The sequence below is a fragment of the Streptomyces sp. NPDC056580 genome, assembly GCF_042793175.1.
Taxonomy (GTDB): domain Bacteria; phylum Actinomycetota; class Actinomycetes; order Streptomycetales; family Streptomycetaceae; genus Streptomyces.
In genome coordinates this window covers 36,218-61,253 of the sequence record NZ_JBHTVE010000011.1, presented here as the reverse complement: position 1 = coordinate 61,253, position 25,036 = coordinate 36,218, and the positions used below count along the sequence as shown (strand labels likewise).

The 25,036-nt window shown below is 72.6% G+C and carries 20 protein-coding genes; 9 read left to right on the top strand and 11 right to left on the bottom strand.

Translation table 11 applies throughout. The annotated features are described in order from the left end of the window. Window positions 1-35: 35 nt before the first annotated feature. The 4 genes from ACFQ9Z_RS24645 to ACFQ9Z_RS24630 all read right to left on the bottom strand — a co-directional run bounded on the left by ACFQ9Z_RS24645 (window position 36) and on the right by ACFQ9Z_RS24630 (window position 5,264). On the bottom strand, window positions 36-1,985 hold the full coding sequence (locus ACFQ9Z_RS24645) for a substrate-binding domain-containing protein (RefSeq protein ID WP_383022588.1): 1,950 nt from the start codon (window positions 1,983-1,985) through the stop codon (window positions 36-38). Continuing rightward, entirely contained in the window at window positions 1,975-3,495 is a 1,521-nt protein-coding gene (locus ACFQ9Z_RS24640; RefSeq protein ID WP_383022586.1) for a sugar ABC transporter ATP-binding protein, read from the bottom strand. The genes ACFQ9Z_RS24645 and ACFQ9Z_RS24640 overlap by 11 nt, the downstream gene beginning before the upstream one ends. Next, window positions 3,492-4,520, bottom strand: a complete 1,029-nt coding sequence (locus ACFQ9Z_RS24635) for a LacI family DNA-binding transcriptional regulator (RefSeq protein ID WP_383022584.1) — start codon at window positions 4,518-4,520, stop codon at window positions 3,492-3,494. The genes ACFQ9Z_RS24640 and ACFQ9Z_RS24635 overlap by 4 nt, the downstream gene beginning before the upstream one ends. Window positions 4,521-4,700: 180 nt before the next feature. Beyond that, the gene (locus tag ACFQ9Z_RS24630; RefSeq protein WP_383022580.1) at window positions 4,701-5,264 is read right to left on the bottom strand and encodes a hypothetical protein; all 564 of its coding nucleotides are present in this window, start codon (window positions 5,262-5,264) and stop codon (window positions 4,701-4,703) included. A 115-nt stretch (window positions 5,265-5,379) separates the two neighbouring features. On the opposite strand from ACFQ9Z_RS24630, the gene ACFQ9Z_RS24625 reads away from it, so the two are divergent. From ACFQ9Z_RS24625 to ACFQ9Z_RS24615, 3 genes are all read left to right on the top strand, one after another. Next, window positions 5,380-5,955, top strand: coding sequence for a TetR/AcrR family transcriptional regulator (locus tag ACFQ9Z_RS24625; RefSeq protein ID WP_383022578.1), 576 nt, complete (start codon window positions 5,380-5,382; stop codon window positions 5,953-5,955). A gap of 136 nt (window positions 5,956-6,091) precedes the next feature. Further along, a complete protein-coding gene (locus ACFQ9Z_RS24620; RefSeq protein WP_383022576.1) occupies window positions 6,092-8,356 on the top strand; it encodes an ATP-dependent RecD-like DNA helicase in 2,265 nt (754 codons plus the stop codon). A gap of 228 nt (window positions 8,357-8,584) precedes the next feature. Then, a complete protein-coding gene (locus tag ACFQ9Z_RS24615; RefSeq protein WP_383022573.1) occupies window positions 8,585-9,874 on the top strand; it encodes a citrate synthase in 1,290 nt (429 codons plus the stop codon). A 627-nt stretch (window positions 9,875-10,501) separates the two neighbouring features. On the opposite strand, the gene ACFQ9Z_RS24610 is transcribed toward ACFQ9Z_RS24615, so the two are convergent. The 4 genes from ACFQ9Z_RS24610 to ACFQ9Z_RS24595 form a co-directional block, all read right to left on the bottom strand. Beyond that, window positions 10,502-12,754, bottom strand: a complete 2,253-nt coding sequence (locus ACFQ9Z_RS24610) for a heavy metal translocating P-type ATPase (RefSeq protein ID WP_383022570.1) — start codon at window positions 12,752-12,754, stop codon at window positions 10,502-10,504. 85 nt (window positions 12,755-12,839) lie between these two features. Further along, window positions 12,840-13,079 (bottom strand): heavy-metal-associated domain-containing protein, encoded by a 240-nt coding sequence (locus ACFQ9Z_RS24605; RefSeq protein ID WP_143639737.1) that lies wholly within the window; start codon window positions 13,077-13,079, stop codon window positions 12,840-12,842. A gap of 74 nt (window positions 13,080-13,153) precedes the next feature. Next, window positions 13,154-14,101, bottom strand: coding sequence for a PrsW family glutamic-type intramembrane protease (locus ACFQ9Z_RS24600; protein WP_383022566.1), 948 nt, complete (start codon window positions 14,099-14,101; stop codon window positions 13,154-13,156). A gap of 87 nt (window positions 14,102-14,188) precedes the next feature. Next, window positions 14,189-14,827: a TetR/AcrR family transcriptional regulator gene (locus ACFQ9Z_RS24595; RefSeq protein ID WP_383022563.1), complete on the bottom strand. Its 639-nt coding sequence runs from the start codon at window positions 14,825-14,827 to the stop codon at window positions 14,189-14,191. Window positions 14,828-14,987: 160 nt separating this feature from the next. Here ACFQ9Z_RS24595 and ACFQ9Z_RS24590 point away from each other — a divergent pair, with 160 nt between their 5' ends. Further along, a complete protein-coding gene (locus tag ACFQ9Z_RS24590; protein WP_383022560.1) occupies window positions 14,988-17,219 on the top strand; it encodes an MMPL family transporter in 2,232 nt (743 codons plus the stop codon). Between the two features lie 49 nt (window positions 17,220-17,268). Next, a complete protein-coding gene (locus tag ACFQ9Z_RS24585; RefSeq protein WP_383022558.1) occupies window positions 17,269-18,312 on the top strand; it encodes a zinc-dependent alcohol dehydrogenase family protein in 1,044 nt (347 codons plus the stop codon). Here the strand turns inward: ACFQ9Z_RS24585 and ACFQ9Z_RS24580 are convergent. The 3 genes from ACFQ9Z_RS24580 to ACFQ9Z_RS24570 form a co-directional block, all read right to left on the bottom strand. Further along, complete coding sequence (locus ACFQ9Z_RS24580; RefSeq protein WP_383022555.1) at window positions 18,293-18,856, bottom strand: GNAT family N-acetyltransferase; 564 nt, start codon at window positions 18,854-18,856, stop codon at window positions 18,293-18,295. The genes ACFQ9Z_RS24585 and ACFQ9Z_RS24580 overlap by 20 nt on opposite strands. A 50-nt stretch (window positions 18,857-18,906) precedes the next feature. After that, window positions 18,907-19,107, bottom strand: coding sequence for a helix-turn-helix transcriptional regulator (locus ACFQ9Z_RS24575; protein ID WP_383022552.1), 201 nt, complete (start codon window positions 19,105-19,107; stop codon window positions 18,907-18,909). A gap of 231 nt (window positions 19,108-19,338) precedes the next feature. Next, the gene (locus ACFQ9Z_RS24570; protein WP_383022549.1) at window positions 19,339-20,271 is read right to left on the bottom strand and encodes a sugar phosphate isomerase/epimerase family protein; all 933 of its coding nucleotides are present in this window, start codon (window positions 20,269-20,271) and stop codon (window positions 19,339-19,341) included. 143 nt (window positions 20,272-20,414) lie between these two features. Here ACFQ9Z_RS24570 and iolC point away from each other — a divergent pair, with 143 nt between their 5' ends. The 4 genes from iolC to iolD are packed head-to-tail and all read left to right on the top strand — an operon-like array spanning window position 20,415 to window position 25,031. Next, window positions 20,415-21,380: a 5-dehydro-2-deoxygluconokinase gene (iolC, locus tag ACFQ9Z_RS24565; protein WP_383022547.1), complete on the top strand. Its 966-nt coding sequence runs from the start codon at window positions 20,415-20,417 to the stop codon at window positions 21,378-21,380. Between the two features lie 11 nt (window positions 21,381-21,391). Continuing rightward, on the top strand, window positions 21,392-22,324 hold the full coding sequence (locus ACFQ9Z_RS24560) for a deoxyribose-phosphate aldolase (protein ID WP_383022544.1): 933 nt from the start codon (window positions 21,392-21,394) through the stop codon (window positions 22,322-22,324). An 8-nt stretch (window positions 22,325-22,332) separates the two neighbouring features. Then, window positions 22,333-23,157 (top strand): 5-deoxy-glucuronate isomerase, encoded by an 825-nt coding sequence (gene iolB, locus ACFQ9Z_RS24555; RefSeq protein ID WP_383022542.1) that lies wholly within the window; start codon window positions 22,333-22,335, stop codon window positions 23,155-23,157. Beyond that, on the top strand, window positions 23,154-25,031 hold the full coding sequence (gene iolD / locus ACFQ9Z_RS24550; RefSeq protein WP_383022539.1) for a 3D-(3,5/4)-trihydroxycyclohexane-1,2-dione acylhydrolase (decyclizing): 1,878 nt from the start codon (window positions 23,154-23,156) through the stop codon (window positions 25,029-25,031). The genes iolB and iolD overlap by 4 nt, the downstream gene beginning before the upstream one ends. Window positions 25,032-25,036 lie beyond the last annotated feature (5 nt).

The following is a 25,036-nucleotide window of genomic DNA, read 5'->3' as shown; positions in this document are numbered from 1 at the left end:
GCGGTCCCCGAGGACCGCCCGCCCGCTCGCCGATGTCAGCCGGTGAATCCGGCCACGTTGTCCCTCGTGACCACCTTCACCGGCACCTTGATCGCGGACCCGACCTTCTTGCCCTGGACCGCCTTGAGTGCGTTGTCGACCGCGATCCTGCCGAGCTGGCTGGGCTGCTGCGCCACGGACGCGTACAGCGTGCCGCCCTCGACCGCCTTCAGCCCGTCCGGGGTGCCGTCGAAGCCGACCACCTGGACCGACCGGCCGGCCTTGCCGCCCAGCGCCTTGATCGCGCCGAGGGCCATCTCGTCGTTGGCGGCGATGACGCCCTGGACGTCGGGGTGGGCCTGCAGCAGGTTCGACATCACGTCGAGCCCCTTGGTGCGGTCGAAGTCGGCCGGCTGCTGGGCCAGGACCTGGATGCCCGGGTAGGCCTTCAGGCCCTTGGCGAAGCCCGCCGCCCGCTCCCGGGCGGCGGAGGTGCCCGCCTGGCCCTGCAGGATGACGATCCTGCCCTTGCCGCCGAGCTTCTCGGCGACCGTCTTCGCGGCCAGTTCGCCGCCGGCCACGTTGTCGGAGGCCACCAGGGTGCTCGTCTTCGCGTTGTTCACCCCGCGGTCGACGGCGACGACCGGGATCCCGGCCTTGTCGGCGGCCTTCACCGAGTTGCTCGCCGCGTCCGAGTCCACCGGGTTGACGATGATCGCGCCGGCGTTCGAGCTGGTGAAGTTCTGGAGCTGGTTGGCCTGCTGGGAGGCGTCGTTCTGGGCGTCCGTGACCGTCAGGTCCACGCCCAGCTTCTTCGCCTCGGCCTGGGCGCCCGCCCGGATCTGCACGAAGAAGGGGTTGTTGAGGGTGGACAGGGACAGGCCCATCCGCGGGTTCGTCGACGAGGCGGAGCCGTTGTGCAGGAACGAGGTCGCACCGACGATCGCCACGGTCACGACCGCCGCGAGCGCGTACGTGCCCGCCTGCCTGCCCTTGCCGCCCGGCGAGGCGCCGGCCGCCGCCGGGGCCGCCCCGGCCTTGCGGCGCAGCGTGTCGAAGAGGACGGCCAGCGCGATGACCACGCCGATGACGACCTGCTGCCAGAAGGCGGACACGTTCAGCAGGTTCAGGCCGTTGCGCAGCACGGCCAGGATCAGCGCGCCGATCAGCGTGCCGGAGGCCTTGCCGGTGCCGCCGGCGAGCGAGGCGCCGCCGATCACGACCGCCGCGATCGCGTCCAGCTCGTAGCCGTCGGCGGCCTGGGGCTGCGCGGAGGACAGCCGGGCGGCGAGCACGACACCGGCGACGGCGGCGAACACGCCGGACAGCGCGTAGATGGCGAGCTTCTGCTTCTTCACCCGCAGGCCGGACAGACGCGCGGCCTCCTCGTTGCCGCCGATCGCGTACATCGAGCGGCCGATGTAGGTCCGGCCGAGCACCAGGGCCGCGATCAGGCCCATCACGATCATCACGAGGACCGGCACCGGCAGCCAGCCGCCGAGCGTGTCCCCGAGGTGCGAGACGGAGCCCGGGAAGGGGATCGGGGAGCCGCCGGAGATCACCAGCGACAGACCGCGGGCCACCGAGAGCATGGCGAGCGTCGCGATGAACGGCGGGAGCTTGCCGTAGGCGATGAGGAAGCCGTTGACGAGTCCGGCCGCGATGCCGGTCACGACGGCCAGCAGCACCGCCACCACCACCGGCACGCCGTGCGAGGTGGCGGTCCAGGCGAGCACGGTGGCCGACAGGGCCGCCACCGAGCCGACCGACAGGTCGATGCCCGCCGAGACGATGACGAAGGTGACGCCGAAGGCGAGGACGGCCGTCACGGCCGCCTGGACGCCGACGTTGAGCAGGTTGTCGGCGGTCAGGAAGTCGCCGGACAGCGCCGACATGGCGATGACGAGGACGATCAGCGCGGTCAGCGCGCCGTTCTCCAATAGCAGCCGGCGTACCGCCGTGGCGCCACCGGCGCCCGTCGTGCTCTTGAGCGTGTCAGTGGCCACGAGCGGCCTCCTTGTCGGTCGTTGGGTTGCTGACGGCGAGTGCCATCACCGAGTCCTGGGTGGCCTCGTCGGCGGAGAGTTCGCCCGCGATCCGGCCCTGGGCCATCACCAGCACCCGGTCGCTCATGCCGAGCACCTCGGGCAGATCGCTGGAGATCATGAGTACGGCGGCGCCGGCCGCGGTCAGCTCGTTGACGAGCTGGTAGATCTCGACCTTGGCGCCGACGTCGATGCCGCGGGTCGGCTCGTCGAGGATCAGCACCTTGGTGTCCGCGAGCAGCCACTTGCCGATGACGACCTTCTGCTGGTTGCCGCCGGACAGCGTGCGCACGTGCTGGCCGAGCCCGGCCATGCGCACCCCGAGCTGTCCGGCGATCCTCGCGGCCGCCTCGCGCTGGCCCCTGAGGTCGACGAGCCCGGCGTGCGTGGCGGCGCGCATGGTGACCAGGCCGAGGTTCTCCTCGACCGACTGGTCGAGCACCAGCCCCTGGCCCTTGCGGTCCTCCGGGACCAGACCGATGCCGGCCGCCATGGCCGCGTTGACGTCATGACGCCTCAGGGAGGCGCCGGCGACCTTCACGGACCCCTTGTCGTACGGGTCGGCGCCGAACACCGCCCGTACGACCTCGGTCCGGCCGGCGCCGACCAGCCCGGCGATGCCGACCACCTCGCCGGCGTGCACCTCGAAGCCGACGTCGTGGAAGACGCCGTCGCGGGTCAGGCCCTCGACGCTGAGCAGCGCGGCTCCCCGGCCGGCCCGCTCGCGCGGGTACTGCTGCTCGATGGAACGGCCCACCATGAGCCGGACCAGCTCCGCCTCCGGGGTGGCGGCCGGGACCTGCCCGACGCTCCTGCCGTCCCGGATGACGGTGACCCGGTCGCCCAGGGCGGCGATCTCCTCCAGGTGGTGGGTGATGAAGACGATCCCGACGCCGTCCTCGCGCAGCCGGCGCACGATCGCGAAGAGCTTGTCGACCTCCTCGGAGGTGAGCACCGCGGTCGGCTCGTCCATGATCAGGACGCGCGCGTCCAGGCTGAGCGCCTTGGCGATCTCGACCATCTGCAGGCGCGCGATGCCGAGTTCACGCACCTGTGCCCGGGGGGACACGTGCACGCCGACCCGCTTCAGCAGGACCTCGGCGTCAGCCTCCATCCGCTTCCGGTCGATCATCCCGAACCGGCGCGGCTGCCGGCCGAGGAAGATGTTCTCGGCGACCGTGAGGTCGGGTACGAGGTTGAACTCCTGGTAGATGGTGGCGATCCCGAGGCGTTCGGCGTCCTGCGCGCCGTTGATGCGCACCTCCTGGCCGCCGGCCAGGATCCGCCCGGCGTCGGGCGTGTGGGCGCCGGAGAGCATCTTGATCAGGGTGCTCTTGCCCGCGCCGTTCTCGCCGAGCAGCACGTGCACCTCGCCGCGGCGCAGGTCGAAGTCGACGCCGTCCAGCGCGACCACGCCTGGGAAGGTCTTCCTGACGCCCTCGATGCGCAGCAACTCGTCCTGGTCGCTCACGACTTGCTCCTGTTCGTTACGTGGTTCCCGTCGGGTGCCGCGCCGCACGAGCGGCGCACGACGAGACGGGCGGGGAGGGTGACGGACTCGCCGGGCCGCCCCTCGATGCGGTCCACCAGGGCCCGTACGGCGGCCCGGCCCAGCTCGCCCGTGGGCTGGGTGATCGCGGTGACCGGCGGATCGGTGTGCACGAACCAGCGGATGTCGTCGAACGCGGCGAGCGCGATGTCGTCCGGGACGCGCAGCCCGCGCGCGCGGATCGCGTCCAGGGCGCCGAGCGCCATCAGGTTGTCCGCGGCGAAGACCGCCTCGGGCGGCTCGGGCAGGTCGAGGAAGCCCTCGGTGACCCGGCGTCCGCTCTCGGCCTGGAAGTCGCCCTGTCCGGTGTACGCGTCGGGCAGGTCGAGCCCGTACTCGGCCAGGGCGGCCCGGAAGGCCTCGACGCGCTCGCTGCCGGTGGTGGTGGCCGCCGGTCCGGAGATGATCGCCAGCCGCCGGTGCCCGAGCCGGTGCAGGTGCGCGACGAGGTCCCGCACGGCGCGCCGCCCGTCGGCCCGCACCACGGGCACCTCGACGCCCGGGATCCACCGGTCGACGAAGACCATCGGCGTGCCCGCGCGCGCGGCGTCCAGCATCAGCGGGGAGCCGCCGTCGGTGGGGGAGACCAGCAGGCCGTCAATGCGGCGGTCCAGCAGGGTCCGCACGTGGTGGTCCTGGAGGTCGGGCCGCTCGTCGGCGTTGCCGATGATCACGCTGTAGCCGAGCGCGCGGGCCTCCTCCTCGACGGAACGGGCCAGCTCGGTGAAGTAGGGGTTCAGTACGTCGCTGATGACCAGGCCGAGGGTGCGGGTCTGGTCGGTGCGCAGGGAACGGGCGACGGCGTTGGGGCGGTAGCCCAGCGCCTCGACGGCGGCCAGCACGCGCGTGCGTGCGTCCGCGCTGACCGACGGGTGCTCGTTCAGGACGCGCGACACCGTGGCGACCGAGACGCCCGCCGCGGCGGCGACGTCCTTGATGCTCGCCATCGCCGGCTCCACCTCCTTGTGGAACTCATGGAATCGATTACATCGACGTGCATGAAGGATTGGAATCGATTACACGAGCGAGGGCAAGGGGGTGCCGGGCGGCTGAAACTGAATCGTGACCACCGGGTGTCCCGGGTGCGGCCGGGTCACCCGGTGGACGCGGTGCCCGGGGGTCCGGGGTCACGCGTTCTCTGCGGCGCGCCCCAGGCGGAGGGCGGACACCAGGAAGAAGATCCCGCCGAGGAGGGCGTAGCCGGCCAGGGACCCCAGGGAGGCGTCGGGCGCGCCCGCCTGCGCGTAGAACGACGCGCCGGCGAGGACGGAGAGGGCGCCGCTGGCGATCATCGCCCACTGTCCTCCCAGCCGGCGCCGGGTGGCGCCGACGAGGAGCTGGACCAGGCCCGCGGTGACGGCCCAGGCGCCCCAGACGCGCAGCACCGCCGGAATCCCCGACGTGGCGGCCGCGGCGAGGGCGGCGCCGGTGAGGGTGCTGAGCGCGATGTTCGCGTACAGGTGGCGCACCGGACCGTCGTTCGCCCTGGCGGACCGGACGTCGATCACGGCGCACGCGACGTCGAACAGGGGATAGGCCACCAGGAGCACCGCGCTCCACGGGGTCAGGGCGCCGGCGGTCGTGAACAGCAGGGCGGCCCACGCGGCGGCGAACGCGAAGCGCGAGAGGTACAGCTTCCGCAGGGTCGCGGGGACGCTGGTGCGGGCGGTGGTGGCGACGATGGTGTCCACGGGGTGCCTTCCCTGAAGCGGGGGAGAACGTTCGGTCTACCTGTCATCGAAGTGGATGCCGCGGTCGCTGTCAAGACCGAACGTTCTCCCTTCCCGTTGCGGTAGCCTCGGCCCCATGAGCCGGGGAACAACCAGGGGCAGCACGTCCGAGGCACGCAAACGCCTGCTCGGCACGGCGACGAGGGTCTTCTACGCCGAGGGGATCCACTCCGTCGGTGTCGACCGGATCATCGCGGAGGCGCAGGTGACCCGGGCGACGCTCTACCGGCACTTCTCGGGCAAGGAGGAGCTCGTCCTCGCCTATCTCGACCTGGCCGACCAGGGGATCCGGGAGCAGGTCGCCGCCGCGCAGGAGAGCGACGAGTCGGCGGCCGGTCAGGTCAGGGCCGTGGCCCGGTCCATCGCCGAGGGCATCCGGTCCCCAGGGTTCCGCGGCTGCGCCTTCCTCAACGCGGTGGCCGAGTACCCCGACCCGGCGCACCCCGTCCACCAGGCCGTGCTTGCGCACCGGCAGTGGTTCCTGGAAACCGTCACGGACCTGCTGGCGCGGGCCGGTCGCGAGCCCGCGGACGAGGCCGGCCGGCACCTCGTCATGCTGCGGGACGGCGCGATGGCGGCCGGCTGCCTCTTCGACCCGCAACTGGTCACCGGGACCTTCCTGCGGGGCGTCGAGGGGATCCTCCAGGCCTAGGGGCCCTCCTCCGCACCCTGCCCCGGACTCGCGGCGCCCGGGCGGGCCCGGCCGCCACGCCTCCGGCCCGCTCCGCCCCGCTTCGGCGTCGCCGGAGGGGGAGCACCCTGTCACACCCCACCGGTACCGTCGGATCATGCCCAACCAGCCATCCGCGGCCCCCGGGGAGCGCCGGCTCGCCACGCTCGAAGGCGTGCTGGAGCGGATCACCTACGCCAACGAGGAGAGCGGCTACACCGTCGCCCGCGTCGACACCGGCCGGGGCGGCGCCGACCTCCTCACGGTGGTCGGCGCGTTGCTCGGCGCCCAGGTCGGGGAGTCGCTGCGGATGGAGGGCCGCTGGGGCTCGCACCCGCAGTACGGCAAGCAGTTCGTCTGCGAGAACTTCACGACCGTGCTGCCCGCCACCGTCCAGGGCATCCGGCGCTACCTGGGCTCCGGGCTGGTGAAGGGCATCGGCCCGGTCTTCGCCGACCGCATCACCCAGCACTTCGGCGTGGACACCCTGCGGATCATCGAGGAGGAGCCGAAGCGGCTGGTCGAGGTCCCCGGCCTCGGCCCCAAACGGACCAGGAGGATCGCCGACGCCTGGGAGGAGCAGAAGGCGATCAAGGAGGTCATGCTCTTCCTCCAGACCGTCGAGGTGTCGACCTCCGTCGCCGTGCGGATCTACAAGAAGTACGGCGACGCGTCCATCTCGGTGGTGAAGGACCAGCCCTACCGGCTGGCCTCCGAGGTCTGGGGCATCGGCTTCCTCACCGCCGACCGGATCGCCCGGTCCGTCGGCATCCCGCACGACAGCCCCGAGCGCGTGAAGGCGGGCCTGCAGTACGCGCTGTCCCAGTCCGCCGACCAGGGCCACTGCTTCCTGCCGGAGGAGCGGCTGATCGCGGACGCGGTGAAGCTGCTCCAGGTCGACACCGGCCTGGTCATCGAGTGCCTCGCCGAACTGGCCGAGCCGCCCGAGGAGGGCGGGGAACCGGGGGTCGTACGGGAGAAGGTGCCCGGCCCCGACGGCGACGCGGAGCCCGTGACCGCCGTCTACCTGGTGCCTTTCCACCGGGCCGAACTCTCCCTCTCCGCGCAGCTGCTGCGGCTGCTGCGCACCCCGCAGGACCGGATGCCCGCCTTCCGTGACGTGGCGTGGGACAAGGCGCTCGGCTGGCTCAGGGCCCGTACCGGCGCCGACCTCGCCCCCGAGCAGGAGGCCGCCGTACGGCTCGCGCTGACCGAGAAGGTGGCCGTGCTCACCGGCGGCCCCGGCTGCGGCAAGTCCTTCACGGTGCGCTCGATCGTGGAACTGGCCCGCGCCAAGCACGCCAAGGTGCTGCTCGCCGCGCCCACCGGCCGGGCCGCCAAGCGGCTGGCCGAGCTGACCGGCGCGGAGGCCCGCACGGTCCACCGGCTGCTGGAGCTCAAGCCCGGCGGCGACGCCGCCTACGACCGGGACCGCCCGCTGGACGCCGACCTGGTGGTCGTGGACGAGGCCTCGATGCTGGACCTGCTGCTCGCCAACAAGCTGGTCAAGGCCGTGCCGCCGGGGGCGCACCTGCTCTTCGTCGGCGACGTGGACCAGTTGCCCAGCGTCGGCGCCGGGGAGGTGCTGCGCGACCTGCTCGCCGAGGGCGGCCCCGTTCCGGCGGTGCGGCTCACCCGGGTCTTCCGGCAGGCCCAGCAGTCCGGCGTCGTGACCAACGCGCACCGCATCAACGCCGGGCAGCACCCGCTCACCGACGGGCTGAAGGACTTCTTCCTCTTCGTCGAGGACGACACCGAGGAGGCCGGCCGGCTCACCGTGGACGTGGCCGCCCGCCGGATCCCGGCCCGGTTCGGCCTGGACCCGCGCCGGGACGTGCAGGTGCTCGCCCCCATGCACCGGGGCCCGGCCGGCGCCGGCGCCCTCAACGGGCTGCTCCAGCAGGCCATCACCCCGGGCCGCCCCGAGCTGCCGGAGAAGCGGCTCGGCGGCCGGGTCTTCCGTGTCGGCGACAAGGTCACCCAGATCCGCAACAATTACGAGAAGGGGGAGAACGGTGTCTTCAACGGCACCGTGGGCGTTGTCACCTCGCTCGACCCGGTCGACCAGCGTCTGACGGTGCTGACGGACGAGGACGAGGAGGTCCCGTATGACTTCGACGAACTGGACGAACTGGCCCACGCCTACGCGGTGACGATCCACCGCTCGCAGGGCAGCGAGTATCCCGCCGTGGTGATTCCCGTCACCACCGGCGCCTGGATGATGCTCCAGCGGAACCTGCTGTACACGGCGGTGACGCGGGCGAAACGGCTGGTCGTACTCGTCGGTTCACGCAAAGCGATCGGACAGGCGGTGCGCACGGTGTCGGCGGGCCGGCGCTGCACGGCCCTCGACTTCCGGCTCCGGGGGGCCGGAACGCTCTGACCAGCGGCTCGGACCGGCATCACAAAAAATGATCGATCAAATGAGTCGTGAAGGTCACAGAGCACTTCCGGTTGCCGGTCGAAGCGGGCAGGATGGCAGGTTGGCGGCACTGAGTGCCGCCGATGGGCCCAATGGTCGACCCCGAGTGCACTCTCCTGAGCCAAATGGGGGATGGTAGAGACAGTCAGGGCACCTCGAAGATGAGGCACTACGTCGGTGAGGGAAGACGTGAGCGACAACTCTGTAGTACTGCGGTACGGCGACGGCGAGTACACCTACCCGGTGGTCGACAGCACCGTCGGTGACAAGGGCTTCGACATCGGGAAGCTCCGCGCCCAGACCGGTCTGGTGACTCTGGACAGCGGCTACGGCAACACGGCCGCCTATAAATCCGCCATCACCTACCTCGACGGTGAGGCGGGCATCCTCCGCTACCGCGGCTACCCCATCGAGCAGCTGGCCGAACGCTCCACCTTCCTGGAGGTGGCCTACCTGCTGATCAACGGTGAGCTGCCGACCGTCGACGAGCTGACGACGTTCAAGGGCGACATCACGCGGCACACCCTGCTGCACGAGGACGTCAAGAACTTCTACAAGGGCTTCCCGCGCGACGCCCACCCGATGGCCATGCTGTCCTCGGTCGTCTCGGCGCTGTCCACGTTCTACCAGGACAGCCACAACCCCTTCGACGAGAAGCAGCGCAACCTCTCGACGATCCGCCTGCTCGCGAAGCTCCCGACGATCGCGGCGTACGCGTACAAGAAGTCGATCGGCCACCCGTTCGTCTACCCGCGCAACGACCTCGGCTACGTCGAGAACTTCCTGCGCATGACGTTCTCGGTCCCGGCGGACGAGTACGAGCTGGACCCGATCGTGGTCTCCGCCCTGGACAAGCTGCTGATCCTGCACGCGGACCACGAGCAGAACTGTTCCACCTCGACGGTCCGCCTGGTGGGCTCGTCGCAGGCCAACATGTTCGCGTCCATCTCGGCCGGCATCAACGCCCTGTGGGGTCCGCTGCACGGCGGCGCCAACCAGTCCGTGCTGGAGATGCTCGAGGGCATCCGCGACGCCGGCGGCGACGTCGACTCCTTCATCCGCAAGGTGAAGAACAAGGAGGACGGCGTCCGCCTGATGGGCTTCGGCCACCGGGTCTACAAGAACTTCGACCCGCGCGCCAAGATCATCAAGGCCGCCGCGCACGATGTGCTCTCCGCCCTCGGCAAGTCCGACGAGCTGCTGGACATCGCGCTGAAGCTGGAGGAGCACGCGCTCTCCGACGACTACTTCGTCTCGCGCAGCCTCTACCCGAACGTCGACTTCTACACCGGTCTGATCTACCGGGCCATGGGCTTCCCGACCGAGATGTTCACGGTCCTGTTCGCCCTCGGCCGGCTGCCGGGCTGGATCGCCCAGTGGCACGAGATGATCAAGGAGCCGGGCTCCCGCATCGGCCGTCCGCGCCAGATCTACACGGGCGTCGTCGAGCGCGACTTCGTCCCGGTCGAGGAGCGCTGAGCACCTGCCGGCCGGGGGCGCCGCTTCGGCGCCCCACCCGCCGCACAGGGCCTGCCGTCACGGGCGGGCCCTGAACCGGCGGTACTGAGCGAAAACGGAAGGCGCCCTGACGCCGGTCCCCCCACGGGCCGACGACCAGGGCGCCTTCCCATGTCCCGGTGCGGATTCCCCCCACGGGATCCGGCCGGGCGCTCGGAGAGGACAGCGCCTGAAATCGCTGTCTGAACACCACGGGCAACGCCCGCCGTGCTCCAGTGACACGGTGCGGTCTGCCGGGACAACGCACGCTGGGAGGGCCGCTCAAAGCTTCCCGGTGTACGTGCCCCGGCAACGCATCTCTGAGGAAGTCCCCCAAGACATCCTCAGATGCCAGTCAGCGCCCCCCAAGACGCTGGCCTGACATCGCCAACTTAGACCTTCGAACCCCTTCGATGGTTACGTTCGCGTCACTGTGATCTGCGTCTCTTGCATTTGTCCTTTAGGTGCGCAAGAGCCCCGATACGGTGATCGGGACTCAAGCGTAAGGATGATGCGCGAGCCTTGTGAAGAGCTTATGTGAGGCGCGCGTCCGACTCCAGGGGGACTCCCACTTCAACTGCGGCTAACCGCCGGTAACCTCGGGCGGTCTCAGTGGAACCCGCGCAGCCGCAGGCTGTTGGTCACCACGAAGACCGAGGAGAAGGCCATCGCGGCGCCCGCGATCATCGGGTTGAGCAGCCCCGCGGCGGCCAGGGGCAGTGCGGCCACGTTGTAGCCGAACGCCCAGACCAGATTGCCCTTGATGGTCGCCAGGGTGCGCCGGGAGAGCCGGATCGCGTCCGCCGCCACCCGGAGGTCGCCGCGCACCAGGGTCAGGTCGCCGGCCTCGATCGCCGCGTCCGTGCCGGTGCCCATCGCCAGCCCCAGGTCGGCGGTGGCGAGCGCGGCCGCGTCGTTGACGCCGTCTCCGACCATCGCCACGGTCCGGCCCTCGCCCTGCAGCCGCCGTACGACGTCCACCTTGTCCTCGGGGAGGACCTCGGCGATCACCTCGTCGATGCCGACCGCCCGCGCGACCGACTCGGCGACCGCCCGGTTGTCCCCGGTGAGCAGCACCGGCGTGAGCCCGAGCGCGCGCAGCTCGCGCACCGCCTCGGCACTGGTCTCCTTGACCGCGTCGGCGACGGCGAGCACTCCGCGGGCCCGGCCGTCCCAGCCGACGGTGACGGCCGTACGCCCGTCCCGCTCGGCCGCCTCCCGGGCGCGCGCCAGCTCCCCGGGCAGCTCGTCGTACAGCCGCCCCACCGCCACCTCACGGCCCGCCACGCGTCCGCGCACACCCCGGCCGGGGACGTTCTCGAAGGCCTCGACGGCGGGCAGGGCCCCGGCGCGTTCCTCGGCGCCCGCGGCGATCGCCCGGGCGACGGGGTGCTCGGAGGCGTGCTCCAGGGCGCCGGCGAGCCGCAGCAGCTCCTTCTCGTCCTCGCCTTCGGCGGCGTACACCTCCTGGAGGGTCATCCGGCCGGTGGTGACCGTGCCGGTCTTGTCCAGGACGACCGTGTCGACGCGGCGCGTGGACTCCAGCACCTCGGGGCCCTTGATCAGGATGCCGAGCTGGGCGCCCCGGCCGGTGCCGACCATCAGCGCGGTCGGGGTGGCCAGCCCCAGCGCGCAGGGGCAGGCGATGATCAGCACGGCGACGGCGGCGGTGAACGCGGCGACGGTGTCCCCGGTGACGCCCAGCCACACGCCGAAGGTGCCGAGCGCGATCAGGATGACCACGGGCACGAACACGGCGGAGATCCGGTCGGCGAGCCGCTGCACCTCGGCCTTGCCGTTCTGCGCGTCCTCCACCAGCCTCGCCATCCGGGCGAGTTGGGTGTCGGCGCCGACCCGGGTGGCCTCTACGACCAGCCGGCCGCCCGCGTTGACGGTGGCGCCGGTGACCCGGTCCCCGGCTCCGACGTCGACCGGCACCGACTCCCCGGTCAGCATGGAGGCGTCCACCGCGGAGACGCCCTCGACGACCGTGCCGTCGGTGGCGATCTTCTCGCCGGGCCGTACGACGAACCGGTCGCCGACGGCCAGTGAGGCCACCGGGACCCGCACCTCGCGACCCTCGCGCAGCACCGCCACGTCCTTGGCGCCCAGCTCGAGCAGCGCCTTCAGCGCGGCCCCGGCGCGCCGCTTGGAGCGGGCCTCCAGGTAGCGGCCGAGCAGGATCAGCGCCACGACTCCGGAGGCGACCTCGAGGTAGACGGTGGAGGCGCCGTCCATCCGCGAGACGGTGAACCGGAACTCGTCGTGCATGCCGGGCATGCCCGCGTCGCCGAAGAAGAGGGCCCACAGCGACCAGCCGAAGGCGGCCAGGGTGCCGACCGAGACGAGCGTGTCCATCGTCGCCGCGCCGTGCCGGAGGTTGGTCCAGGCGGCCCGGTGGAAGGGCGCTCCGCCCCACACCACGACCGGCGCCGCGAGGGTGAGCGAGAGCCACTGCCAGTTGTCGAACTGCAGGGCCGGGATCATGGCGAGCAGGACCACCGGGGCGGCGAGCAGCGCGGAGACGAGCAGCCGGTGCCGCAGCGCGGCGAGTTCCGGGTCCTGTCCGGAGGGCGCGGACGCCTCCTCGGGCCCGGGTTCGGGCTCCGGCGGCGGCGGTTCCTCGGCGGTGTAGCCGGTCTTCACCACGGTGGCGATCAGGTCGGCGACCTGGACGCCCTCGGGGTAGCTGACCTTCGCCTTCTCGGTCGCGAAGTTGACGGTGGCGCTCACGCCGTCCATGCGGTTGAGCTTCTTCTCCACCCGGGCGGCGCAGGACGCGCAGGTCATCCCGCCGATGAGCAGCTCGACCTCGGAGCTGTCGCCTATCGCGCTCGCCGGTTTGGCGGTGGTGCTGGTCATGTCCGGGCTCCAGACATCGGACCGGGCCGTACGGATCCAGTATCAGCTGGTCGGAACGGCCCGGTCGGGGAAGGGAGGGTCTTTCTCAGGCCTGGCCGGCGAGTTCGAAGCCCGCCTCGTCCACGGCGGCGCGGACGGCCTCGTCGTCGAGCGGGGCCGCGGAGACGACGGTCACCTCGCCGGTGGACGCGACGGCCTTCACCGAGCTGACGCCCGGGATCCGGGAGATCTCGCCGGAGACGGATCCCTCGCAGTGTCCGCAGCTCATGCCGGTCACCTTGTAGACGGTGGTGACGGAGCCCGAAGTGTCGGTCTGGGCGGTCATGTCGTTACTCCTCGTCGAAGCAGGTGGGGCCAGTGGGGCCCGCGGGGGGCTCCCACGCTTCCCACACTATACCCCTAGGGGGTATTCCTCCAAGCGTCTCCGGGCGTCAGTGACCGGACCCATGCGACACCCAGCACCGCCACGAGTACCAGCCCTCCCGTCGAGAGCAACGCGAAAAGGTGCTCCTGTCCGGCACCGGTGCGCGGCGGGTACGGCTGTCCGAACGGCCCCGGCACGGCCTCCGGGCCGTACACCCGTGCCACCAGACGTCCGGCCACGCCGCGCGTGGCGTCCCACGCAGCGTGCAGCACGCAGACGCCGAGCCAGGTGCCCACCACCGGCGCGGCGAGGCGGAAGCGCCCGTTCGGGCGGCGGTGGGAGAGCAGCGCGGCGCCCGCGATCGCCGTCCACAGGCCGTGCCCGGCCGGGGCGAGCAGTGCGCGCGGGAACTCCGTCTCCAGCACCACGCGCAGATCGGCGGCGTCGCAGAGGAGAACGGCGTCGAAGGCGTAGGCGCAGCTCTCCACCGCCGCGAGACCGAGGCCGACGGCCGCGCCGAGCACCAGCCCGGCCCGCGCCCCGCGGACGCCCGGCTGCCGGCGCAGCGCGAACACCAGCGCACCGAGCTTCGCCGCCTCCTCGGCCAGGGCGGCGCCGGTGGACCGCCCCAGGGAGGGGTGGAGCAGGTGCGACTCCGTCAGCAGGGCGCCGGGCACCCCGAGTGCGCCGCCGGCCAGGAAGCAGCCCAGGACCGCGCTGACGCCCAGGTCCCGGCCGTGCCGCTCGTAGGCCCACAGCACGAAGGCGACGGGCAACAGGAAGCCGCCGAGCAGGACGAGCGCGGGCAGCGGCACGGTGGTGCGCGTCGTGTACGCCGCCGCCGCGGTCAGCGCCCACAGGGCGAGGCCGCCGCTCAGGCAGCGCCGCCAAAGGCCCGCGCCGATGCGGGGGAACGGGGGTGGCGGCTGCCCGGGGCCGGGGATGCGGGCCCGGGGCCTGCCGGGCGGCGGGGAGTGGGTCACGTGGGTCCCCCTCGGACTGCTGCGGGGCGGTCTCTCCGCACCCTAAGCAGGTGCGGACGCTGTCGCAGTCCGGGTGACCCTGTGGGGTCAGGCGCGGCCGAGCCGATCGCCCACCAGAGGGGCGAGATAGCGGACGAGCACGTTCTTGATCTCCTGGACGTAGGCCGCGCGCTCGGCTCCCTCGTGGGCCAGGACCAGTTCCAGGCCGGCCTTGTAGATGCCGAGGCAGACGTGCGCCGTGCGCGTGAGGTCGGTCGGCGGGGCCGCCGGCAGCAGCGAGGCGAGCAGGCCCTCGACGCGGCCGATCAGGGTCGCGTGCAACTGGTCGTGCGCCTCCGTGATGCCGCCGGGCAGGTCGGGGCCGTGCATCAGCGCGAAGAACACCGGGTGCTCGGTGTTGAAGGCCATGAACCGGTCGACGGCCGAGCCGATGGCCTCCTCCAGCGGGGTGGCGGGATCGACGGGGGCCAGCGCCTCGCCGTAGGTCTCGCGCATCTCGTGCATCAGCCGGTCGCCCAGCTCGATCGCGATCGCTTCCTTGTTCGGGAAGAACTGGTAGAGCGTGCCCGGAGAGACGCCCGCCTCGCGGGCGATGGCGTTGGTGCTGGCGGCGGTGTAGCCGGTGGTGCAGAAGACCTGGGCGGCGGCCTGGAGGAGCTGGGCGATGCGGCGCTCGCCGCGCGCCTGGCGGCGGCGCGGCTGCTCGTTCTCCGCGGTTTCGGACACGCGTTATCCCCAGCCCTTCGGAGGCGATTGACAAACGCGAGCGGTCGCTCGCATTCTTGTGGAACGCGAGCGATCTCTCGTGTTTGCCAGTTTATGGCAATGACCGACCCATGCCGCCTGCCTGCACGGACATGGGTCACGGTGAAGGGGACACCGCACGATGACCGAAGTCAACAAGCCGCCGCGCACCGGTGACGAACCTTCCCGGGCCGGCGGCTGGACCGGTTTCGTCACCGCCCGCCCGCGCCTGTCGCTGCTGGTGGCCCTGGTGCTGACCGCGCTCGCCGTGCTGGCCGGCAGCGGGGTCGCGGACCATCTGGGCAGCGGCGGCTGGGAGGACCCGGCCGCCGAGTCGACGTACGCGACGAAGGCGCTGGAGCGCGAGTTCCCCGACTCCCAGCCCAACCTGCTGCTCCTGGTCGACGCCGGCCCTGCCTCCGTCGACGACCCGGCGGTCGCCGCGGCGGCCCGCGGCCTGGCCGAGCGGCTGGCAGGTGAGCGGGGCGTGACCGGCGTCGGCTCCTACTGGCAGGCCGGCCCCGCGGCGGCCCCCGGTCTGCGCGCCGAGGACGGGCACGAGGCGCTGATCGCCGCCCGCATCACCGGCGACGAGAACGCGATGGGCCGCACCCTCGACCGCATCGCGCCCCACTACCGGGGCCCGCACGGCCCGGTGCGGGTGAAGGTCGGCGGCATCGTCGCCGTCCGGCACGAGATGCAGACCATCATCAAGGAGGACCTGACCCGGGCCGAGATGATCGCCCTGCCGATCACGCTGGTCCTGCTGGTGATGGTCTTCGGCAGCGCCGTCGCGGCCCTGCTGCCGCTGGGCATCGGCATCGTGGCGATCCTCGGCACCAACGCGGTGCTGCGCGGCCTGACCGCCTTCACCGACGTGTCGGTCTTCGCGCTCAACCTCACCACGGCCCTCGGCCTCGGCCTCGCCATCGACTACGCCCTGTTCATCGTCCGCCGCTACCGGGAGGAGCTCTCCGGCGGCGCCGGTCCCCTGACCGCGGTCGGCACGACACTGCGCACCGCCGGCCGCACGGTGCTCTTCTCCGCCCTGACCGTCGCGGTGTCCCTGGCCGCCATGATGCTCTTCCCGCAGTACTTCCTGCGGTCCTTCGCCTACGCCGGCATCGCCGTGGTCCTGCTGGCCGCCGCTGCCGCCCTGATCCTGCTGCCGGCGGCCCTGGTCCTGCTCGGCCACCGGGTCAACTCCCTCGACCTGCGGCGCCTGTTCCGCCGCGGCCGGACAAGCGCGGGCTCCGGCGCCGAGGCCGCGGGCGACACCGGCTGGGCGCGCACCGCCACGCTGGTGATGCGCCGCGCCCCGCTCTTCGCGATCGGCACCAGCGCCCTCCTCGTCGTCCTCGGACTGCCCTTCCTGGGGGTGCGGTTCGGCACCGCCGACGACCGCCAACTGCCCTCGGGCGCCGAGTCGCACGTGGTGCAGCAGCACCTCCGCGACGGCTTCCCGGGCACTCCCGGCGGCGGCCTCGATGTCCTCGCCGAGGGCCGGGCCACCAAGGCCCAGTACGCCGCCTACAAGCAGCGGGTCGCCGCCCTGCCCGAAGTCGTCCGTATCGACGGCCCGCTGGTCAAGGGCGACACCGCCTACTTCACCGTGCAGCCGAGGGGAGAGGCCGTCGACACCGGGGCCCAGCACCTCGTCGGCGACCTGCGCTCGCTCAAGGCCCCCTTCGCCACCAAGGTGACCGGCACGGCCGCCGTTCTGGTCGACTCCAAGCACGCGATAGGCGAACGCCTGCCCTGGGCGGGCGCGTTCATCGCGGTCGTCACCCTGCTGCTGGTCTTCCTGCTCACCGGCAGCGTGCTGATACCCCTTCAGGCCGTGGTGCTCAACGCCCTCAGCCTGACGGCGATGTTCGGCGCTGTGGTCTGGGTCTTCCAGGACGGCCATCTGTCCGGCGCGCTCGGCTTCACCAGCCCCGGCTCCATCGAGACCACCCTGCCCGTCCTGATGTTCTGCGTGGCCTTCGGACTCTCCATGGACTACGGCGTGTTCCTGCTCTCCCGCATCAAGGAGGAGTACGACCGCACCGGCGACCACGACGAGGCGGTCCGTCACGGGCTGCAGCGCACCGGCGGGCTCATCACCGCGGCGGCGGTCATCCTCGCGGTGGTGATGGTCGCCATCGGCACCTCCCGGGTGACCAACACCAAGATGCTGGGCCTCGGCATCGCGCTCGCGGTCCTGATGGACGCGATGGTCGTCCGCAGCCTCCTGGTTCCGGCGATCATGCGGCTCACCGGCCGCGCCACCTGGTGGGCCCCCGCCCCGCTGCGCCGCTTCCACCGGCGGTTCGGGCTCAGCGAGGGCGAGGCGCCCGCGCCCGCGCCGGAGAAGGAGACGGCCGGAGTCTGAGCGGACGGCGGGGTGTGGGGAGGGGGCCTGGCGTGCGAAGGTGGGCCGCATGAGAGCGGTGGTGTTCGAGAAGTTCGGGGAGCCGGCCGAGGTGCGGGAGGTGCCGGACCCGGAGCCGGCCGGGCACGGGGCCGTGGTACGGGTCGAGGCGACGGGCCTGTGCCGCAGCGACTGGCACGGCTGGATGGGCCACGACCCGGACATCACCCTGCCGCACGTCCCCGGGCACGAACTCGCCGGAGTCGTCGAGGCGGTGGGCCCCCGGGTGACGGGCTGGCGCCCCGGCGACCGGGTCACCGTGCCCTTCGTCTGCGCCTGCGGGAGCTGCCCGTCCTGCGCGGCCGGCGACCAGCAGGTGTGCGAGCGCCAGACCCAGCCCGGCTTCCACCACTGGGGCTCCTTCGCCCAGTACGTGGCCCTCGACCACGCCGATGTGAATCTGGTCGCCGTCCCCGACTCGATGGCCTACGGCACCGCCGCCGCCCTCGGCTGCCGCTTCGCCACCGCCTTCCGCGCGGTGGTGCGGCAGGGCCGGGTGGCGGCGGGGGAGTGGGTGGCGGTGCACGGCTGCGGCGGGGTCGGGCTGTCGGCGGTGATGATCGCGGCCGCGGCAGGGGCCCGGGTGATCGCGGTGGACGTCTCGCCCGGGGCGCTGGAGCTGGCCCGGACGTTCGGCGCGGCCGGGACGGTGGACGCCGCCGCCGTGCCGGACACGGCGGCGGCCGTGCGGGAGCTGACCGGGGGCGGTGCCCATCTCTCCCTGGACGCCCTCGGCTCGCCCGTCACCTGCGCCGCCTCCGTCGGCTCCCTGCGCCGTCGCGGCCGGCACGTCCAGGTGGGCCTGCTGCCCTCGGCCGACGGCACCACTCCCGTCCCGCTGGCCCGCGCCATCGCCCTGGAACTCGAGATCCTGGGCAGCCACGGCATGGCCGCCCACGCCTATCCCGGCATGCTGGAGCTGGTCGGCTCCGGGGCGCTGCGCCCCGACCTGCTGGTGACGCGGACGATCCCGCTGGACGAGGCTCCGGCCGCCCTCGCCGCCATGGGGACGGCGCCGGGGGCGGGCGTGACCGTCATCGAGCCGTGGCGTTGAGCGCGGCCCACTCACGGTCCAGGACCGCCATGATCACCTCGTCGGCCCACTCGCCCTCGCGCCGCTGCACCTCCCGCCGTACCCCCTCGACCACGAAGCCCGCCTTCTCGTAGACGCGCAGGGCCCGGTGGTTGTGGGCCCAGGCCGCCAGCTCGATGCGGTGCAGGCCGAGTGCCTCGAAGCCGTGGGCGACGATCAGCCGGGTCGCCTCGGTGCCGATCCCGCGGCCGCGGCCCCTGGGGCCGATGAGCGTGCGGAAGACGCAGCTCCGGGCGGCCGCGTCGTACTCGAACAGCACGACCTCGCCCAGGACCTCCCCGGACTTCGGATCGGTGACGGCCAGGTCGAGCCGGTCGGGGGCGGTGGCCCGGGAGCCGTACCAGGTGCGCAGCCGTTCCGGGGTCAGCTCGGTGGACGGATCGAAGGTGAAGCGGACGACCTCGGGGTCGGCGACGATCTCCCCCATGACACCGGCGTCGGCCTCGGTGAACGGCCGCAGAACGGTCCTGCGGCCGGTCAGAACGGGTTTGACGGAGAAACTCATGGGGCGACTGTGCCCCAGCCGGCTGGCGGGGCACAGTTGATTTTCCGTGCTCAGTCCGTTCTACGGCCCCGGTTGCCCGGCCGGGCGGCCACCCAGGCGCGGACGGTGTCGGCGTACCAGTAGGGCTTGCCGCTCTCCACCTGGTCCGGCGGCGGCAGCAGGCCGTGCTTGCGGTAGGACCGTACGGTGTCCGGCTGCACCCTGATGTGCGCCGCGATCTCCTTGTAGGACCAGAGCCTTCGGTCGGTCATGCGTCGTACCTCCCCGCGCGCGCCGCGGCGCGGCCGGGGGACGGCCTTCGGGGGAGCCGGGCGCTGCGCTGGTGATCAACAAGCCTGTGCCCGGTGAACGACGCCGGGGTGCGACGGGCAAGCGGCTGTCGGCCGGGTGTGACCGAGAACCCGCGTAGGCGCGACATCTGTGACAGGAAGGGGGAGTTTGTGACACGGCCGCAGCAAAGAGGCCCGCGAGACCGCCGGGGTTCAGGCGCCGCAGGACCTCAGGAACGCCCGGGTGCGCCGGGCGATCGGCAGCGGCTTGTCCGGGTCGCACGGGTACATGTCCTGCTCGACGATCGCGAACAGGTCCGTGCCGAGCCGTCCGGCGGCCTCCAACACCGGCCCCAGCGCGGGCACCCCGGACGGCGGTTCGCACATCACCCCCCGGGCGACCGCGGGCCCGAACGGCGTGCCCTCGGCCCGCACGCCGGCGAGGATCTCCGGGTCCACCTGCTTCAGGTGGAGGTAGCCGATCCGCTCGCCGTAGGTCTCGATCAGCTTGACGCTGTCGCCGCCGCAGTATGCGTAGTGCCCGGTGTCCAGGCACAGCGACACCAGGGCGGGGTCGGTGCCGTCGAGGAACCGGGTGACGTTCTCCTCGGTGTCGATGTGCGTGTCGGCGTGCGGGTGGACGACGGCCGTGAGGCCGTACCGCTCCCGCACCTCGCGCCCCAGCCGTTCGGTCAGCGAGGTCAGGTCGCGCCACTGCCCGGCGGTCAGCGTGTCCGGCTCCAGCACCTCGCCCGTCCGGTCGTCCCGCCAGAAGGACGGGATGACGACCAGGTGGCGGGCGCCCATGTCCCGGGTCAGGGCGGCGATGCCGGAGACGTGTTCCCAGGTCTTCTCCCAGACGGCGGGGCCGTGGTGCAGGCCGGTGAAGACGGTGCCGGCCGACACCCGCAGCCCACGGCGGGCGGTCTCCTCGGCGAGCACGGCGGGGTCGGTCGGCAGATAGCCGTAGGGGCCCAGCTCGATCCACTCGTAGCCGGAGGCGGCGACCTCGTCGAGGAACCGCCGCCAGGGCACCTGCCGCGGGTCGTCCGGGAACCAGACACCCCAGGAGTCGGGCGCCGAACCGATCCGGATGCGGGAAGGTGAGGAAGGTGAGGAAGCGGAGGAGGGTGACAAGGACGTCATGGCCGCCAGCCTGCGGGCGCCCGGAAAGCGGTGTCAAGCTGTCGTCCGAATGTCCGGACAAAATATTGACAGGGTTCGCCGGACAGGACTAGAAAGCCGGAAGGGCCACGCAGGGTGAACCGGCCGGCACGGAAGGGAAGCCGATGGCGTACGACCTGATCACCATGGGGCGGATCGGAGTGGACCTCTACCCGCTGCAGACCGGCGTCCCGCTCGCCCAGGTGGCGTCCTTCGGCAAGTTCCTCGGCGGCTCGGCGGCCAACGTCGCGGTCGCAGCGGCCCGGCTCGGCCGCCGCACCGCGGTGATCACCCGCACCGGCGACGACCCGTTCGGCACCTATCTGCACGAGGCCCTGCGCGGCTTCGGCGTCGACGACCGCTGGGTCACCCCGGTCCCCGGCCTGCCCACCCCGGTCACCTTCTGCGAGGTCTTCCCGCCGGACGACTTCCCCCTCTACTTCTACCGCCGGCCCAAGGCGCCCGACCTGGAGATCGACGCCGCCGGCCTCGACCTGGACGCCATCGCCGGCGCCCGGGTCTTCTGGGTCACCGGCACCGGCCTGAGCGCCGAGCCGAGCCGTACGGCGACCCTCACGGCCCTCGCCCACCGGGCCCGCTGCGGCACGACGGTCTTCGACCTCGACTGGCGCCCCGCCCTCTGGAACAGCACGGCCTGGGCCGGCCCCGACGAGGCCCGGCCCTTCTACGCCGAGGCGCTGCGGCACACCACGGTCGCCGTCGGCAACCTGGACGAGGTGGAGATCGCCACCGGAGTCCGCGACCCCCGCGCGGCGGCCGACGCGCTGCTGGCCGCCGGGGCCGAGACCGCCGTGGTCAAACAGGGGCCCAAGGGCGTCCTCGCCGTCGACCGCAGCGGCGGGTACGCCGAGGTCCCGCCGCTGCCGGTCACCGTCCTCAACGGACTCGGCGCCGGGGACGCCTTCGGCGGCTCCCTCTGCCACGGCCTGCTGGCGGGCTGGGACCTGGAGACGGTCCTGCGGCACGCCAACGCGGCCGGCGCCATCGTCGCCTCCCGCCTGGAGTGCTCCTCCGCCATGCCGACCCCCGCCGAGGTGGCCGCCGCGCTCGAGGCCGGAGCGGTGCTGTGAGGGCGGGCCGCGTGGCCGGCACGCACACCGGGGGAGGGGCGGCAACCCGGCTGCCGCCCGTCGACGTCGCCGAACTGGTCCGCGTCCGCACCCACCACCCCGAGGCCGTCGCCGAGGCCGCCGACCGGCGGATCCGCCGCCCGCTGCTGGGCACGAGCGGCCGCCTGCTGATCGTCGCCGCCGACCACCCGGCCCGCGGCGCGCTCGGCGCCGGCGACCGCGCCCTCGCCATGGCCAACCGCGCCGACCTGCTGCGGCGCCTGTGCCTCGCGCTGTCCCGGCCCGGTGTCGACGGCGTCCTCGCGACCGCCGACGTACTGGACGACCTGCTGCTGCTCGGCGCCCTCGACCGCAAGGTCGTCCTCGGCTCCATGAACCGCGGCGGGCTGCAGGGCGCCAGCTTCGAACTCGACGACCGCTTCACCGGCCACCGCCCCGAGGACATCCAGCGGCTCGGCTTCGACGCCGGGAAGATGCTGCTGCGCATCGACTACACCGACCCGGGCTCCCTGACCACCCTGGAGTCCGCCGCGCGCGTCATCGACGACATGGCCGCCCGCCGGCTGCCGGTCTTCGTGGAGCCGTTCATCAGCCGCCGCACCGCAGAGGGACGGCTGGTCAACGACCTGTCGGCCGACGCCGTCACCCGGTCCGTCGCCATCGCCTCCGGCCTCGGCGGCACCTCGGCCTACACCTGGCTGAAGGTCCCGGTCACCGAGAACCCCGACGACATGGCCCGGGTCATGGAGACCTCGACGCTGCCGGCCGTACTCCTCGGCGGCGACGTGGGGGACTCCCCCGGGGACCAGGACGCCGCCTACGAGAAGTGGCGCGGGGCGCTCCGGCTGCCCACCGTGCGCGGCCTGGTGGTGGGCCGTTCGCTGCTGTATCCGGCGGACGGCGACGTGGCCGCCGCCGTGGACACCGCCACCGGACTGCTGTGAGGGGCCGCATGACCAGCACCGACCTGCACCTGCCCCGGGGGGCCGCGTCGAATGGCGGGTACGCCGTCGACATCGGCCCCGAGCGCGCCGGGTGGGAGTACAGCGGCCTGCGTGTCGTGGAGCTGACACCCGGCGGCAGCCATACGTTCACCACCGGGGGCAGTGAGTGGATCGTGCTTCCGTTGCAAGGCGGATGTACCGTGCGAATCGAGGAAAACGAATTCCAACTCCTGGGACGGGACAGCGTGTTCAGCGGGGTCTCCGACTTCGTGTACGCGCCCCGCGACGCCCGGGTCCAGATCGCCTCCGGCGCGGGAGGCCGCTTCGCCCTGGCAGGAGCGAAGTGCGAGCGACGACTCCCCGCCCGCTACGGCCCCGCGCCGGAGGTCCCCGTCGAACACCGCGGCAGCGGCGCCTGCGCCCGCCAGGTGCGCAACTTCGCCGCGGCTGACGCCTTCGACTGCGACCGGCTGATCGCCGTGGAGGTCGTCACCCCCGGCGGCAACTGGTCCTCCTACCCCTCGCACAAGCACGACGAGCACCGGCCGGGGGAGGAGTCCCTGCTGGAGGAGATCTACTACTTCGAGATCGACGGCCCGGGCGGATTCGGCTACCAGCGCGTGTTCCCCTCGCGCGAGGGCGGCTGCGACCTCCTCGCCGAGGTCCGCTCCGGTGACGCCGTCCTCGTGCCCGACGGGTGGCACGGCCCGTCGATCGCCCAGCCCGGCCACGACATGTACTACCTCAACGTCATGGCCGGCCCCGGCGAGACCCGGGAGTGGCGGATCCGCTTCCACCCCGACCACGCGAAGAGCACAGGGGGCTACCGATGACCGTCCGGCTGACCGTCGCCCAGGCACTGGTCCGCTTCCTCGCCGCCCAGCACACCGAACGGGACGGCGAGCGGAGGCGGCTGATCGGCGCCACCTGGGGCATCTTCGGGCACGGCAACGTCGCCGGGCTCGGCCAGGCCCTGGTCGAGCACGCCGGCGCCATGCCGTTCCACCAGGGCCGCAACGAGCAGGCCATGGTGCACGCGGCGGTCGGCTACGCCCGGCAGTGCAACCGCCTGTCCACCCACGCGGTCACCACCTCCATCGGCCCCGGCGCGACCAACCTGGTCACCGGCGCCGCCCTCGCCACCGTCAACCACCTCCCGGTCCTGCTGCTCCCCGGCGACGTCTTCGCCGCCCGCCCCGCCGACCCGGTCCTGCAGCAGCTGGAGGTGCCGTACGCCGGTGACGTCTCGGTCAACGACACCCTGCGCCCGGTGTCGCGGTACTTCGACCGGATCACCCGGCCCGAGCAGCTGATCCCCGGCGCGCTGCAGGCCATGCGGGTCCTCACCGATCCGGTGGAGACCGGCGCGGTCACCCTCGCCCTGCCGCAGGACGTCCAGGCCGAGGCGTACGACTGGCCCGAGGCGTTCTTCGCCGAGCGCGTGTGGGCGGTGCGGCGCCCCGGCACGGACCCGGCCGAGCTGGCCGAGGCGGTGCGGGCCGTCCGCCGGGCGCGCAGGCCGCTCGTCATCGCGGGCGGCGGCGTCCACCACAGCCGCGCCGAGGAGGCCCTCGCGGAGTTCGCGGCGGCCACCGGGATACCGGTCGCCTCCACCCAGGCGGGCAAGGGCTCCCTGCGCCACGACCACCCGCAGGACGTCGGCGGCGTCGGCCACACCGGCACCGCCGCCGCCGACGAACTGGCCCGCACCGCGGACCTCGTCATCGGCGTCGGCACCCGGTACACCGACTTCACCACCGCCTCCGGCACCCTCTTCGAGAACCCGGACGTCCGCTTCCTGAACCTCAACATCGCGTCCTTCGACAGCCACAAGCTCGCCGGGCTCCCGCTGGTCGCGGACGCCCGCAGCGGGCTCGGCGAGCTGACCGAGGCGCTGGGGACGCACGGCCACCGGGCCGCCGCCTCCTACGTCGCGGAGTACACCGAGGACAAGGAGCGCTGGGAGCAGCGCGTGGACGCCTGCCTCGAGGCCGACGAGCCCGACGTACGCCCGACCCAGCCGCAGGTCATCGGCGCCCTCGACGCCCTGGCCGACGAGTCCGACATCATCGTGGCCGCGGCCGGCTCGCTCCCCGGCGACCTGCACAAGCTGTGGCGGACCCGGTCCCGGGACCAGTACCACCTGGAGTACGGCTACTCCTGCATGGGCTACGAGATCCCGGCCGCGATCGGCGTCAAGCTCGCCGCGCCCGGGCGGAACGTGTGGGCACTGGTCGGCGACGGCACATACCTGATGATGCCGACGGAGATCGTCACCGCGGTCCAGGAGGGCGTCGCGATCAAGGTGCTGCTGGTGCAGAACCACGGGTACGCCTCGATCGGCGGTCTGTCGGAGTCGGTGGGCGCCGAGCGGTTCGGCACCGCCTACCGCCACCGCGCGGCCGACGGCGCCTTCACCGGCGCCCCGCTGCCCGTGGACCTCGCCGCCAACGCGGCCAGTCTCGGCATGCGGGTGCTGCGCGCGCGGACGGTCCGGGACCTGCGGTCGGCGCTCGCCGAGGCCCGCGCGGCGGACACTCCCACATGTGTCTACGTGGAGACCGAAACGTCCGACACTGTGTCGGGCGCGCCCGAGGCGCAGGCCTGGTGGGATGTTCCTGTGGCCGAGACCGCGACCCGATCGAGCGCGGTCAAGGCACGTGAGCTGTACGAACGGCACGTCTCGACCCGACGCCGCCACCTGTAGAAGGA